Below are 15,459 nucleotides of genomic sequence, written 5' to 3'. Positions count from 1 at the left end.
CGGGTGGCCACGTACACCAAGCTGGACCAGATCGACCTGCCTGCTGTGTCTGAGCGCTACGGGCTGCGGGACCCGCAACTGGAACCTCTCAAGGGCGGCGCAGCGAACTCCAGCTTCCACGTCTCCAGTCCTTCCGGCGACTTCACGCTGACCATCCTCGACAACCACGACATCGGCAGCGCCCAGAGCCTGGCGACGTACACGCAGGCCGTGTATCGGCTGGGGGTGCCGACGACCGAGGTTGTTCCCGCCCGCGACGGAGCGCTGATCACCACCTTCGACGGCCGCCCGGTCATCCTCAAGAAGTGGATCCAGGGGGAGGTACGCCAGCCGCTTCCGATTCCGTTGCTGCCCGAGGCAGGGCGCATCCTGGCGCAACTGCATGCCCTGGCGCCGGAATCGGAAGGGCTCGGTGACCTTCCAGTCGGGACGCGCCGCCTCTCGGCTGAGCAGTTGGACGTCATTCCGCAGTTCGCCGACCAGGAGTTTGCGGCATGGCTTGCCGCTCGCCTGAAGCGGGTTCGCAGCGCTGAAGCCGGCAGTGAGCGTTCTCGGAAGATCGCACACGGGGACCTCTTCGCCGATAACGTGATCGTGCGTGACGATGGGGCGCTGTCCGTACTGGACTGGGAAACGGTCTCGCTTGACGATCCCCTGCTGGATCTCGGAATGGCGGCGGTCGGACTGGCAGCGGAGGGTGACGTCCTGGTGCCCGAACGGCTGAATGCCCTGGTGACGGGATATCAGGCTCTTGCGCCCCTGTCGGAGGCAGATGCAGCCGCACTGCCCCTGGAGATCGAGCACGCGGCGTGCATTATCGCTTTCCACCGCTACTACCGGCACAACGTCCGTTTTCCCGACGCGAGTAAGAGCACTTACCACTTGAAGATGATCAAGTTTGTGGAATCCGTGGGAGCTGCGACTCGACCTGGCCGAACCTGAGGGTGCGAGCTGCGTCCGATCCTTCACGGGCCGTAGATATCGACTCGTAGGACTCCGTTAGGCCGGTGTGGGGCGCCGCGCGCGGCATCTGCCCGACCTCCTATCGGCGACGAGAAACTCGTCACCGATCAGCTCGTCGGGGACTTGCAGCGGGTGATCGAGTATCCGAAGCTCGACTTCGCCATCGAGCAGGACGTCCCGGAGGACGTGCATGCCGCCTACGAATCCCTCATCGAGGACGGCTTCGACAGCCGCCTCCTCAAGGTCTGAATTACCGCCGCCGGGCGGGTTGTGTGGCATTCACCAGCCCCACCTTCTTCCCCGTCTGAGCACGCTGGCGAAGCTGTTCGTGGCGGACTGCTGGATTGTCCTGGACGAGGTCCAGTTCACCTGTCGCGACTACCGGCACCGACCCGCCGCATGCTCCAGCAGCACTATGGGACCAGCCCCCATGGCTCGCTTCCGCGCTGCCCGATGCCGAAGCGGGCTGGTCCTCGTGGCCGCGCTCGCCGGCCGCCGGGAGGTCCTCGACAGGGGGCCCGGCCCGCAAGGTGCTGGTCCGACTTGGGCTGGGCCTCTGGAGGCCGGATTCCATGGGGTTTCGTGCCGATAGGCGGTCGGTGTCCGCATCGCGGGACTACAGTCCTCGGTGACCGGCCGGTTACGGGCGGTGGGCTCGGGGTGAAGGGGCGTGGAGTGATCGAGCTGGCCAGTGTGATCAGGGATCTGCGGGAGGAGTTGGAGCAGGCGGTCGTCGCGGCGGAAGGTGCGGCGCTGCGCTTCGAGTTGGGGACGATCGAGCTGGAGGTGTCGGTCGCTCTGGAGCGAACCGGGCACGCCGGGGCGAAGGTACGGTTCTGGGTGGTGGAGTCCGGTGCGGACGCGACGGTGGGAGCCACCGCGACCCAGCGCATCACCCTGGCCCTGCAACCGACCCTCACACGGTCGGGCAACCCGGGGCCGGGCAACCCGGGGCCGGGCAACCCGGCCTACGTCTCCGGAATCACCGGCAAAAACGAGCAATGAACCCCGTGGGCAGCAGGGTGGCCGAGCCGGACGGGCTCGACGCGGGGCGAGTGGTCCAGGTCCTCACCACACGGCGGGCGGGCCCGGGGCGGCGCGGGTCGGGCTACCAGGTGAGCGGGCACGCGGTGCTCACCGCCGCGCATGTGGTGAGTGAGGCGGTCTCGGTACGGCTGCGCTTCTTCACCGAGGACGGTGGCACAACGGAGTTGCCCGCCGAGCCGGTCTGGGCGGACGAGGCGATGGATATCGCGGTGCTTGAGATCGTGAGGGAACGCGCGGGGGAAAGCGCGAGGGACGCGGGCGCGGGAGAGGTGAGCGCGGGCGGGCCGGGCCGCGACGAGGTCCCGCCGGTGCGGTTCGCCGGGATCACGCAGCCCGTGGAGTGCGAAGCGGTGGGTTTTCCGAGGTTCCGGCTGCGCCCCGATACGGCGTCGACGGATCGTGACGAACCCCCGTGGTACCGGGATTCTCACCACGCGCGTGGTACGACCACACCGTTGTCGTACCTGCGCGCGGGCAGCCTGGAGATCTCCGTGGCGCCGCCCGAGTACGACCCCGAGCCGGGCCGTTCCCCCTGGGAGGGGATGTCGGGGGCCGCGGTGTGGAGCGGCGGGTATGTGATCGGGGTGGTCAGCGAGCATCACCGCTTCGACGGGCTCGGCAGGTTCGCGGCCAGCCAGGTGAAGCGCTGGTACCGCCTCGCTCCGGACCGGATCGGCGCACTCAGCGATCTGATCGGCCTCCCGGCCGATGCCGGCCGGCTCACGCGGCTCCCGCTGCCGTCGCCTCCGCGGCCGCCGGAAACGCCGGAGCCGGACGACGCGCCGGAAACGCCGGAGCCGGACGACGCGCCGGAGGTGCAGGAGTCGGCCGCGAAACTCGCCCGGGATGTGTACGAACAATGGCGTCGCGAGGGGCAGTGGCAGCAAGTGGGGGACCGGTTCCCGCTCGCCGTGCGCTTCGGGTGCACCGAGCGGAATGTGTTCGATCACTGGGCCAATATCCGCCGGGCCCCGTTCGGGACGGTCTCGGAGCCCCTCCCGCTGGACGGCCGTCTCCACCGGATCGTGGAGGTGTACGAGTCCGTTCCGTCCCGTCGGCTGGTGGTGCTGGGGGAGGCCGGGTCGGGCAAGACGGTCCTGACGCTGCGTTTCGTCCTCGACCGGCTGAGGGCCCGCGCCGCCGGCGACCGGGTGCCGGTGATCTTCGGACTGGGGTCCTGGGATCCGGTCACCACCTCACTGGACGACTGGCTGTGCGGCCAATTGGTGCGCGACTACCCCTTCCTGGAAGCTCCCGCCGGGCACGGCGGAAACCTGGCCGGTCTCCTGCTCGACGAGGACAGGATCCTTCCCGTTCTCGACGGCTTCGACGAGATCGCAAGCGGTCTGCACGGTGCGGCGCTCCGCGCGCTCAACCGCACCGCCATGCCGCTGCTGCTCACCAGCCGCCCCGCGGAGTACAGCCGGGCCGTGGAGGACAACAGCGTGCTCAGCGAGGCCGCCGTCATCGAGCTGGCGGATCTCACCGTGGACGACTACGCCGAATACCTGCACCGGGGCAGCCGGCCGGTCAGAGACGGCGGCGAGGACAGTACCGCGTGGGAACCGGTCCTGACCCGGCTGCGCACAGAGCCGGACAGTCCGGGCGCGGCGAACGTCGCCAAGGTGCTCGCGACCCCGCTGATGGTCGCCCTGGCCCGCACCGTCTACAGAGGCACTCCCGGGCACAGGCCCTCAGAACTTCTGGACGTCGAGCAGTTCGCCTCCCCGGAAGCCCTCCAGGACCATCTCCTGGCCGCCTTCATCCCGGCCGTCTACGACCCCACGCCGACCGGCCGCGGCACCAGCCGCCGCCGTCGCCGGCACCCCGAACGCGTCCAGCGCTGGCTCGGCTACCTCGCCGCGCACCTGCACGAGCTCGACACCCGCGACCTCGCCTGGTGGGAACTGGGCACCACCATGCGCCTTTCCTCGCGCATGCTCGTGGTCGGGTTCCTGGCCGCACTGGCCTTCGGGGTGACGACCGGGATCGGGAACGTGCCCGTGGACCTGGTCGCGACCGAGCGCGGGCTCGGGTTCGCGCTCGGTCGGGGGCTCATGGTCGGGCTCCTGCACGGGCTCCTCGCCGGGCTGGTCTTCGGGTTCGTGTACGGCTTCGTGTCCGGGGGCGCGCCACGTGAGCCCTCGCGCGTACGCCTACAGCTCTTCGGCGGGACCAGACAGAGCCGTGCCCGGTTCGTCCGCAGGTCCCTGCTGGGGCTCGGCTTCGGGGTCCTGGTCGCGCTTGCGCTGGTGCTCGTGGACAGGTGCGTGGTCGCGCCGCTGGGGTTCGACGACGGACTCGACGGCGGGCTCGTGGGCGCCATCCTGTTCCCGCTCGAACTCGGGCTCGGCGCCGGGCTCGTGCTCGGCATCATGGCCTGGCTGGAAGCTCCCATCGAGATCCGGTCCGCGGTCAGCGCCTCGGACTTGTTGAGCACGAACCGCAAGAACGTGGTCTTCCACATGCTCGTGTGGATGCTCGTGATCGGACTCCCGGCCGGGCTCGGCTTCGGGCTCCTGTCCGGCCCGGTCGGCGGGCTCATGCCCGGGCCGGTCCGCGGGCTGCTGGCCGGGCTCGTGTTCGGGATCGAGGCGGCGTTCGGGGGCGGGCTCGGATACGGGCTGAGTTTCACCGCTTGGGGCCAGTGGGTGGCCCTGGCGCGTATGTGGTTGCCGCTGAGAGGCCGGCTGCCCTGGGCAGTGATCGCATTCCTGGACGACGCGCACCGGCGAGGTGTGTTGCGCCAGGCCGGCGCGGTCTACCAATTCCGCCACGCTCGGCTCCAAGACCACCTGACCCAGGTTTCCCAGCCGCACCACGCCTCTCGCCGATCGGGTTCGGCGGGCAGGGCGGGCATGGCGGGCCCGGAACATACCGGGAACTGTCCGGGACCGGAAGAGCGTCTTGAATCCGGTAACACCCGCCAGTCGCGTACCGATGGGGCACACGGCGGAACAACTCACGGGGGTGCCAAATGGCTGCCAGGCGCAGGATGGGAAGGCCAAGGGTGAGGATCGCCCTTGGGGTGGTGACGGCATTAGGGACTGCCGTCGGAATCGTGGGAGTTTCCGGAGCCGGAACCGCGGCCGCACAACCGGCTTCTCGCACACTGAAATACACCTGCAAAGTCCCGGTGATCAAAAACCAGCCTCTCACGGTGAAGATCGACACGGATATTCCGGAGTCGGTCGCGGTCCGCGAACCCAGCCGGAAATTCGCCATCGGTGCGCGGACGACAGTGGACGCGGGCCTCACGGCAAAGATCCGCATGATCGGTGTGAAATCCGTCGAGGGCACGGTGGCCGCGGAGATCGGGGTGTCCGCGCCACAAGGTGACAGGCGCATCAGGGTTCCCCTCGGCATCGCCAAGACCAGCATCCCGGCATCCGGTTCCCTCACCGTCGCGGCGACCGGCGCCGCGCCCGCTCTCACTTTCAGCCGGCCGGGCCATGCGCGGATCACCGCCGGCGACATCGCCCTGCACGTCGTCGGAAAGAAGGCGGGCGGAGGCGTTCTGGGCGCGGCCGACGTGCGGTGCCGGCTCAACGCCGGGCAGCAGAAGGTCGTGGGGTCGTTCGAGATCACGGGGCCGGGGAAGGCCGCCGGCTCGACCACGTCCGGCACCTCGGCCACGTCCGGAACCTCTGGCACGTCCGGCACTTCGACCACGTCCGGAACCTCTGGCACGTCCGGCACGTCCGGCACGTCGGGCACGAACGCCAAGGGCACGACGGCCTCGGGTGTCACGCCCGAGCGGACCTCCTTCGCGGCCCAGGGCGGGGCGACGGGTGACTCCGCGACCACCGGGCAGGACGCCGGTGACCTGGTTCTGCCGATCGTCGGCACCCTTGTCGCGGGCGCCGTCGCCTTCTGCGTCGGCGCGTGGCGGAAGAGCCGGCGCCGCGCCGCCGACGGCAGCTGAGGAGACCCCCCTTGCAGGATCCCGGCATCGGGATCCTGCCTGCTCCCCGCTTGCCCCCTTTTTTTGGGCCTGCCCCCGCGGACGCACGCCGAGGCCCCTGGCCCGCCGTCACGCGCACACCCAGGCCCTGACCCGCCATCACCCGCGCCGCGGGGTCCATGCGCGCCCTCACCCGCCAGGCGCATGCCGAGGAACCGCCCGCGGGGAGAGCCGTCTGCTGGCGCCGGTCCGACCGTCCGGGCGCGTGGACCCGCAGGGCGGGCCTCCGGGCGGCCGGACCGGCTGCCAGGGAACGTAACACCCTTGCAATGTCTTGCGTAAGGTCTTGCAACAACCGAATCCGGCCGCTAGAACCGTCAGCAACACCGGCGTCGTCGCCCCCACCGACGCCGTTCAACGGCCTTTCGGGCACGGCGCGTTGCCGAGCAAGGTCACTCCACCCCCTCAGGAGGAACCGTGCTCCACCGGATCACCAGCGCCGCCCGCAGACCCATGGCTGCCGCACTTGCCCTCGTGGCGGGCGCGGCGGCCTTCGTGGCACCGCAGCCGGCGGCGGCCGCACCGCCCGGCGCAAAGGACGTCACCGCCGTCCTCTTCGAGTGGCGCTACGAGTCGGTGGCCGCGGAATGCCGCACCACCCTGGGGCCCGCCGGATACGGCTACGTCCAGGTGTCGCCGCCCCAGGAGCACATCCAGGGCGGGCAGTGGTGGACCTCGTACCAGCCGGTCAGTTACCGGATCGCCGGACGGCTCGGCGACCGTACGGCCTTCGCGGACATGGTCGCCGCCTGTCACGGCGCGGGGGTCGAGGTCGTCGCCGACGCCGTCATCAATCACATGTCCTCCGGATCCGGCACGGGCACGGGCGGCTCCTCGTACACCAAGTACGACTACCCGGGCACCTACTCGGTCTTCGACTTCGACGACTGCACGGCCCAGGTCGGCAACTACGCCGACCGCTGGAACGTGCAGCACTGCGAACTCGTCGGCCTCGCCGACCTCGACACGGGCGAGCCGTACGTCCGCGGCCGGATCGCCGCCTACCTCAACGACCTGCTGTCCCTGGGCGTCGACGGCTTCCGCATCGACGCCGCCAAGCACATCCCGGCCGACGACCTCGCCGACATCAAGAGCCGGCTGAGCGATCCGCAGGCCTACTGGAAGCACGAGGCCATCTACGGCGCGGGCGAGGCCGTCTCCCCGGCCGAGTACCAGGGCACCGGTGACGTGCAGGAATTCCGCTACGCCCGGGACCTCAAGCGGGTGTTCCACGACGAGAACCTCGCCTATCTCAAGAACTACGGCGAGGGCTGGGGCTACCTCCCGTCCGCCAAGGCCGCCGTCTTCGTCGACAACCACGACACCGAGCGCGGCGGCGACACCCTCACCTACAAGGACGGCGCCGACTACACCCTCGCCCACGTCTTCATGCTGGCCTGGCCCTACGGCTCACCGGACGTCCACTCCGGCTACGAGTTCACCGACCGGGACGCCGGGCCGCCCAACGGGGGGAAGGTGAACGCCTGCGGGCAGGAGGGCTGGAAGTGCCAGCACAAGCGGCCCGAGATCGCGAGCATGGTCGCCTTCCGCAACGCCGTGCGCGGCGGCGCCGTCACCCACTGGTGGGACAACGGCGCCGACGCCATCGCCTTCGGCCGCGGCAGCGACGGCTTCGTGGCGATCAACCATGAGACCACCGCGCTCAGCCGCACCTTCCAGACCTCGCTGCCGGCCGGCGGTTACTGCGACGTGCAGAGCGGCCGGGCGGTGACGGTGGACGGCTCGGGCCGCTTCACCGCGACGCTGGGCCCGGACACCGCACTGGCCCTGCACACGGGGGCACGCACGGGCTGTTCCTGATCCGGTCCGGGCCGGACGCCGCCCCGGCCGCCTCCCGACATCCGGGGCGTGCCCGTCCGCACGCCCCGTAAGCCCACCACCCGTACGCCCCTCAAGGAGCCTCTTCGTGAACGGCCCCCTCCGCCACGGCCCCCTCCGCCGTACCGTCGCCGCCGTGGCCATGGTCCTGTGCGCCGCCGCTCTTCCCGCCGCGTCCGCCGCGTCCGCCGCCCCGACGCCCGGCCCGGTCGACGCCCGCGCCCAGTGGATCGACCGCGACACCGTCATCTGGAAGGGCGCGGAACGCACCGCCGCCCAGCTCGAGTCCGGGACGCACGGCAAGCGCATCCGCCTCACGCCCGGCACCCTCAGCCCGTCCGAACGCCTCGCCTATCCGCATCTGACGGGCTACCCGGCCTTCACCGTCGACCCCCGCGACCGCGGCCTGGCCCGCACCGCGCTGCGCGACAAGCTCCTCGCCACCCAGCGCAGGGCCGACGGGCAGCGCGCCACCACCGGCGTCCAGATACCCGGCGTCCTGGACGACCTCTACGGCGCCCGCGCCCGGCACGCCGCACTCGGCCCGGTCTTCCACCACGGCCGCCCCACCCTCTCCGTCTGGGCGCCCACCGCCCGCACCGTCGCCCTCGAACTCGACGGCCGTACGGTCCCGATGCGACGCGAGGACGCCACCGGCATCTGGCGCGTCCAGGGCACCCGTGACTGGGCCGGAAAGCCGTACCGCTACCTGGTCACCGTCTGGGCGCCCACCGTCGGCAAGACGGTCACCAACAAGGTGACCGACCCCTACTCCACCGCCCTGACCGCGGACTCGACGCGCAGCCTGGTCACCGACCTCGACGACCCGAAGCTCGCCCCGGCCGGCTGGTCACGGATGACGAAGCCCGCCGCGGTGCCGCTGCGCCGCGCGCGCATCCAGGAACTCCAGATCCGCGACTTCTCCGTCGAGGACCGCACCTCCCGCCACCCGGGGCAGTACCTCGCCCTCACCGACCGCCGCTCGGACGGAATGCGGCACCTGGCCTCCCTCGCCCGTTCCGGCACCTCGTACGTCCATCTGCTGCCCGCCTTCGACTTCGCCACCACGCCCGAACGGCGCGCCGACCAGGAACGTCCCGGCTGCGACCTGGCCTCGTACGCCCCCGGTTCCGACAGCCAGCAGGACTGTGTCGGCAAGTCGGCCGCCCACGACGCCTACAACTGGGGCTACGACCCGCTCCACTACACCGTCCCGGAAGGGTCCTACGCCTCCGACCCCGAGGGCACCGCCCGTACCGTCGAGTTCCGCCGCATGGTCCAGGGCCTCAACGGCGCCGGGCTGCGCACCGTCATGGACGTCGTCTACAACCACACCGCCGCGAGCGGCCAGGACCCGCACTCCGTACTGGACCGCATCGTCCCCGGCTACTACCAGCGACTCCTCGACGACGGCGGCGTCGCCACCTCCACCTGCTGCTCGGGCACCGCACCCGAACACACGATGATGGGCAAGCTCGTCGTCGACTCCGTCGTCACCTGGGCCAAGGAGTACAAGGTCGACGGCTTCCGCTTCGACCTCATGGGCCACCACCCCAAGGCCAACATCCTCGCCGTCCGCAAGGCGCTGGACGCGCTGACCCCGCGGAAGGACGGCGTGGACGGGAAATCCGTCGTCCTCTACGGGGAGGGCTGGAACTTCGGCGAGGCCGCGAACGACGCCCGCTTCGTCCAGGCCACCCAGCGGAACATGGCCGGGACCGGCATCGCGACCTTCAGCGACCGGGCCCGTGACGCGGTACGCGGCGGCAGCCCCTTCGACGCCGACCCCGGCATCCAGGGCTTCGCCTCGGGCCTGTACACCGACCCCAACTCCTCGAAGGGGAACGGGAGTCCGGCCGAGCAGCGCGCCCGGCTCCTCCGCTACCAGGACCTCATCAAGGTCGGCCTCACCGGCAACCTCGCCGACTACACCTTCACCGACACCACCGGCCACCGGGTCAAGGGCTCCGGCGTCGACTACAACGGCGCCCCGGCCGGCTACGCCGTCGCCCCCGGAGACGCCCTCGCCTACGCCGACGCCCACGACAACGAAACGCTCTACGACACGCTCGCCTACAAGCTCCCGCAGCGCACCGGCGCCGCCGACCGCTCCCGCATGCAGGTACTCGCCCTCGCCACCGCCGCCCTCTCGCAGGGCCCGGCCCTCTCCCAGGCCGGCTCCGACCTCCTCCGCTCCAAGTCCCTGGACCGCAACTCCTTCGACAGCGGCGACTGGTTCAACGCCCTCCACTGGAACTGCGCCGACGGCAACGGCTTCGGCCGCGGACTGCCCCCGGCCGCCGACAACAAGGACAAGTGGCCCTACGCCAAGCCCCTGCTGGCCGACCCCGCCCTCCGCCCCGGCTGCGCCGCGATCAGCGACACCTCCGCCGCCTACCGCGATCTGCTCCGCATCCACGCCACGGAACCGGCCTTCGGCCTGACCACCACGGCCGCGGTACAAAAGGCGCTCTCGTTCCCCCTGTCGGGGAAGGCCGAGACGCCGGGCGTGCTCACCATGCGCCTCGGCAACCTCGTCGTCGTCTTCAACGCCACCCCGCACCGCCAGGACCAGACCGTCCACGACCTCGCGGGCGAGCGCTACGCCCTGCACCCCGTCCAGGCGCACGGCGCGGACCGGACCACGGCCACCGCGTCGTATGCACGCTCCTCGGGCACCTTCACCGTCCCGGCCCGGACCGTCGCGGTCTACCGGCACGGCTGAGCGGGGACGCAACTCGTCGCCCTGCGGTCCGAAGAATCGGCAGGGCGGCGCCCTCGTCACTCTGCCGCCCGAACCCCAAGAAGCCCCGCCGGATGACATCCAGGCGGGGCTTCTCGACTATCCCCTCAGAATCAGCACGGATTCCCGATGCGGGACTCCCGGCCTTTCTTCATCGGTTTCCCTGGGATGCGACCAGATGCTGTAGCTGAGACACACCACGAGACCGTCACCGCTGTCCGACTTCAGCGCCAGGCAGTGAACCCGCGAGGACTGAGACTCCCGCACTTCGGAGAATCTCAACATCTCTTCGGCCTCTGCGGGTTCGGCGAGGGCGATGCTGAGCGGCCTGTATACGGTTTTGAGTCTCATTCCCACGACTCCATAGAATGTCACTTCGATAAAGTCACACTCTGCGTCGGAGTCGATACTCCGAAGCTTCAGCTCCGAATGCCCGATGCTGTATCGCCACGGCCGGAACTTACGGTCGAACGAGATGGGCAGAGTCGCTGTGGGCTGCTGCCCTCCCTCAGTGGGCGAAGGGGTTGGCATCAGGAACTCCGTTTCTGTAGAACGTCACGCGAGGCCAGATGCTCGGGTTGTCCTGGATCAAGCTTAGCTCCCAAGCAGTCGCGTGCCCATCGAAGATCGGATCCATACCCTTACCCTTGCGGGCGAGTGCCACGGGATCGGTGATTCCGTCCAAGTTGAAGTGGATCGGCGTCTTTCCGTCATTGATGAAACTCTTGAGTTCGGAGACCCAGCTGTCGCCGGCGGACGGCCAATCGTGATACGACTTCGCGCCAATGGAGTCCGCGAATTCATGCAGGACCATCGGGTCGGCATCGACTTCACTGAGGCCGAGTGCAATTCCTCCGCAACCGTTGGAGTTGTGGACCAATACCGGGGTCTGGCCGGCCAGTACATAGTACGTGTGGAGGCCTTCGACGGTGAGGTTGTAGGTGCGCGCGTGCTTGGCGAAGGACCGGTTGGCCTGGACGCGGACGGTGGTTCCGTCGTTGCTCAGGAGGGTGGTGCCCGGTATGAGTTCCTGTGCCGGGAGCCAGCGGTGTTGTGACGGGTTCCAGAAGGGGTGTTCGTAGGTGGCGGTGAGTTTCCGGGGGCCGTTGCGGGTGGTGAGCGTCAGTTCGTTGAAGTGTTTGTCGTCTTCGGTGACGATGAGGCGCGTGACCTTGCGGGGCGCGGTTTCGCCCGTTTCAGGGTCGGTCGCGAGAACCTTCTCGCCCGGTGCGACGTCCTCGATAGTGCGTGTGGTGCCGTCACCCATGAGGACTTCGGTGCCGGCGAGGAAGCACTGCGTGCACCCTCGTTCGAGGAATCGCAGTCCTCGGTAGGCACTTGAGAGGAGTCTGAGTTTGCTGCCGAAGGCGGCGTCCCGCGCGAGTTGCGTACAGGCGTCGAAGTCTCCGGTGCGTACGCATTCCTGGAGCATGCCGATGCCGAGGAGATCTTTTTCGAAGGCCCACATCTTCTCGAGGCCGGGTTCGAGTTTCTCGCCCGCGGCAAGGATGGTGCAGTAGCCCTCGTGACGTATGCACCAGCTGGGGAAGTTGTGGGCGGCATCGCAACCCATGACGCCGCACATGTACTGCTCCCGGGCGATCTTTCCGGGATCCTTGGCGGCCTTTTTCTTGGCTTCCGCCTCGGCCTTGCGCTGGGCTTCCGCCTCGGCCTTGAACTTGTCGGCGGCGATGTCGAATGCTTCTCTGGCCGCCTTGTTTGCGGCGGTGGCGTCCTTGCCCGCCGCGGTGGCGGAGGTGCGGGCGCGGCGTGCTTCGGCCCATGCGGTGTTGGCGGAGACATGCGCCAGCTGTGAGGAGACCGTGGCGTCGGCTGCCGAGGTGGCTGCGTTGGAGGCGGCGTGATTGGCGTCGGCCTCGGCCTTGCGAGCGGTCCTGGCGGACTCGGCGGCACGGGCCGCGGAGGCTTCGGCTTCCTTGGCGGACTTCGCCGCATCGGCAGCGGAATTCTTTGCCTCAGTGGCCGAATCCTGGGCCTGCTTGGCGTACTTCTTCGCCTCTTCGGCCTTCTTCACCGCGAGGGCGGCGACCTTGCGGGCCTCGGCGGCGTTCTGCTGGGCGGTGGCCGCGGTACGGGCGGCTTCGGCGATCAGCTGCTGGACGCGCGCCTTGTGGGTGGCGGCCAGCAGGTCCTTGCGCTGGGCGGTGTACTGCCCGGCTTCGATGAAGGAGTGCAGCAGCTGCGGCGGGCTCTCCAGGGCGATGCGGCCCGCGGCCTTCATCTCCGGCCCGCCGCTGTTGATCAGCTGGCCGGCCCGGACCCGCTCGTCCTGCGTACGGGCGGTGTACTGCCCCTTGGCCAGGAACTCGCCGTACTTGTCGGTGGACCCGGAGTTCAGCGCGGCCCTGCCCGCCTCCTGTACCCCGGGACCGCCACCATTGATCACCTGTGCGATCTCGACGCGGAAGTCCGCCGCACCGGCCTGGAACTGACCGGTCGACAGGAACGCGCTGATCTGCGCGGCGTCCCCCTTGAGGGCCTGCTCGGCGGCGTCACGCACCGGCTCCAGAGGACTCTCCCCGGCCAGCCGCCCGACATCGACCCGGTCGTCCTGCTGGAGCGCTTCCTTCCACCGGGTGCGCACGTAGTCGGCGACGTCGGCATCCGAACCGCCCAGGGCCGCCTCGGCGGCCGCCTGGCTCCACGGACCGCCGGACTTCATCGCCAGCAGCGCGACCTTACGGCCCTTGACCACCACGTCCTTGGCGTCGGCACCGTCCTGGCCGGCCTCGGTGGCCAGGCGCTGCGCGTCGGTCTGGAACTTCTTGAGCTCCCCGGCCGCCGCGGTCCGGTCCTCCTCCAGGTCGTCGTCGTCCGCCTTGAGGTCCTTGGCCCGCTCGATCCCCTCGTTGGTACGGGTCAGGATCTCCGCGGCCTCGAACTCCCGCGCCAGACCGTAGATGTCCTTCGCCTTGTCCACCGCCGCACTCGCGGCGTCGGCGTCCTCCTGAGCGGCCTTGGCGTGGTGGGCGGATTTCGTTGCCGCGCCGGCGGCCTCGCCGGCCTGGTCCGCAGCCTCATCGGCTTCCTTGGCCGCCGCATTGGCATGCTTCGCCGCCGACCGGGCGGCATCGCGCGCCTGCCCCGCGGCGGTTGCGGCCTTGCGCGCCAGGGACGTGGCGGCATTCGCGGCACGGGTGGCCTCATCGGCGTGACGGCGCGCCTCCGCCGCCGCACGCCGCGCCTGCGCGGCATGCGCATCCGACTGACCGGCGTAATTCCCCGCCTCTTCGGCGGAGTTGGCGGCGGCCTGGGCATTGGCCCCCGCGGCAACGGCATCCTGAGCCGCATTCCCGGCTTCCGTCGCAGCCTTGGTCGCCTCATCGGCGGCATCAGCCGCCCGGTCCGCACCCTTGGCAGCCGTCCGCGCAACATCCGCCGCCTTGTGCGCGGCGGAAGCATCAGCGGCGTTGGTGGCGGCAGCAGCCGCCGCGCCACGCGCACGGGAAGCGGCCTGCGACGCACCCGCCGCAGCGGACGCCGCCTGAGCCGCAGCATTCGCCGCCACATGCGCGGAGTGTGTGGCCGCACGAGCCGCCCCGATGGCCTCCTGCGCGGCGGACGCGGCCTGCGAAGCCGCCGAAGCCGCCCGCTGCGCCGCGCCGGCCGCTTTCTGGGAGTCGTCCTTGGCCGCCGCTGCCTCGGTGGCCGCCGCCTTGGCCGCCTTCTTGGCCAGCTCCGAAGCCGTCACGGCGTGCGCGGACGCCTTCTTGGCGGCCTCCGTCTCCGACTTCGCCCGCCGGCCCGCCTCCCGGGCCTGATCCGCCAACTCCGCGACGGAAGTCTGTTCCTCGTCACGGGCACGCGCCACATACTGGCCGACCTCGAGGAACTCACGAATATCGTCCGCGGAACCATTGAGCGCAATCCGGCCGGCGGTACGGACCTCCGGACCACCGGAATTCAGAATCTGCGCGAGCTCGACCCGCTGATCCCCATCGCGCTTGGTGTACCGGCCCTCTTCCAGGAACTTCCGTACGTCATCCGCCGAACCGTTCAGCGCGGCACGTCCGGCCTCCCGGACACCAGGTCCGCCCTCATTGATGATCTGCGCCACCCGGACCCGCTGGTCTTCCGCAAGCGGAGCCTGCCAGCCTCGTACCAGAAACGCTTTCAGTTTGTCCGGATTCTCACCGAGTGCAGTGCGTGCGGCTTCCTGTAGGGCCCGGCCGCCCACGTTCGCTCTCTGGGCGGCAGCCACCCGATTGTCCTGGAACGTCTCCCCCTCGACCACGGTGAGGAAGTGCATGACGTCGTCGTCGGTGCCCGCCAGCGCGACTTCGGCAGCCGCCTTGACGCCCGGCCCGCCGGTCTTCCACTGCTCGACGATCCACGCCCGCTTGGCGGAAATCTGCGAGGGGGGACGCTCCCCGGGGCCGGTGGCTCCGCCGTCCGCCCACGCCGGTGCAGGCGCGAGCAGGCCCGCCAACAATGCGCATAACAGGGACAGGTGCAGCGCGCGTATCGCGCGGATCACCTTTCCCCTGTCCCCTCTTGAACGCGTTCTTCGCCTCAAGAAAATACTCTCCCCGCTGGTCGGCACATCTCGTTGCCGGATAACGAATATTGGCGGGGGGAGCATAACCATGCCGCGCGCAGCGAATTGCGGAATTTCAAGCTGTTCAGTGGCGGGAACTGGCCGCAGGCGGAAGTGTTCTGCGCCTTACGGGAATGCCGAATGGCAGGAGTCTGCCCCGTAGCCCCCTTCTTCCCGGTGATTGCTCACGGAGAAGCGCGGTGGACGTTAGCATGCAAACACGGACTGAGGCCCCATCAAGTGACTCACATCACATTGCATAGATTTCGCGCAAACAAGTCCTGTCCGATTTCATATGTGGTTTCGTGATACCTTCCCCCTCGCTTCTTACGCTGTCATGACAAC

General features: G+C 69.5%; 6 protein-coding genes and 2 pseudogenes. 7 read left to right on the top strand and 1 reads right to left on the bottom strand.

Annotation, left to right across the window (positions count from 1 at the left end):
- The first annotated feature begins 3 nt into the window (after window positions 1-3).
- The 7 genes and pseudogenes from M8I34_RS23260 to pulA all read left to right on the top strand — a co-directional run bounded on the left by M8I34_RS23260 (window position 4) and on the right by pulA (window position 10,538).
- Entirely contained in the window at window positions 4-942 is a 939-nt protein-coding gene (locus M8I34_RS23260; RefSeq protein WP_250051982.1) for a phosphotransferase, read from the top strand.
- 102 nt (window positions 943-1,044) lie between these two features.
- Window positions 1,045-1,212 (top strand): annotated as a pseudogene (locus M8I34_RS23255) (YdcF family protein); the annotation flags it as partial.
- A 426-nt stretch (window positions 1,213-1,638) separates the two neighbouring features.
- Entirely contained in the window at window positions 1,639-1,968 is a 330-nt protein-coding gene (locus M8I34_RS23245; RefSeq protein WP_250051980.1) for a trypco2 family protein, read from the top strand.
- A gap of 5 nt (window positions 1,969-1,973) precedes the next feature.
- Entirely contained in the window at window positions 1,974-5,024 is a 3,051-nt protein-coding gene (locus tag M8I34_RS23240) for an NACHT domain-containing protein (RefSeq protein WP_250051978.1), read from the top strand.
- Complete coding sequence (locus tag M8I34_RS23235) at window positions 4,988-5,935, top strand: DUF6801 domain-containing protein (protein WP_250051976.1); 948 nt, start codon at window positions 4,988-4,990, stop codon at window positions 5,933-5,935. Before M8I34_RS23240 ends, M8I34_RS23235 begins: the two co-directional genes overlap by 37 nt.
- A 492-nt stretch (window positions 5,936-6,427) precedes the next feature.
- Window positions 6,428-7,783 (top strand): annotated as a pseudogene (locus tag M8I34_RS23230) (alpha-amylase family protein); the annotation flags it as partial.
- A 118-nt stretch (window positions 7,784-7,901) separates the two neighbouring features.
- Entirely contained in the window at window positions 7,902-10,538 is a 2,637-nt protein-coding gene (gene pulA, locus M8I34_RS23225) for a pullulanase-type alpha-1,6-glucosidase (protein ID WP_374210971.1), read from the top strand.
- A 526-nt stretch (window positions 10,539-11,064) separates the two neighbouring features.
- On the opposite strand, the gene M8I34_RS41395 is transcribed toward pulA, so the two are convergent.
- Window positions 11,065-15,054 carry a polymorphic toxin-type HINT domain-containing protein gene (locus M8I34_RS41395; RefSeq protein WP_308372560.1) on the bottom strand — a complete coding sequence of 1,330 codons (3,990 nt, stop codon included), beginning with the start codon at window positions 15,052-15,054 and terminating at the stop codon, window positions 11,065-11,067.
- Window positions 15,055-15,459: the final 405 nt, after the last annotated feature.

It is taken from the genome of Streptomyces sp. MCA2 (genome assembly GCF_023544705.1).
In the GTDB taxonomy this organism is placed as follows: domain Bacteria; phylum Actinomycetota; class Actinomycetes; order Streptomycetales; family Streptomycetaceae; genus Streptomyces; species Streptomyces decoyicus.
The sequence above is the reverse complement of the archived record's forward strand: the minus strand, read 5'-3'. Positions and strand labels throughout refer to the sequence as shown.

What these genes read in the sequence shown, in the direction of transcription:
- M8I34_RS23235 (WP_250051976.1), top strand. Translation starts at nt 4,988, where the DNA reads ATGGCTGCCAGGCGCAGGATGGGAAGGCCAAGGGTGAGGATCGCCCTT.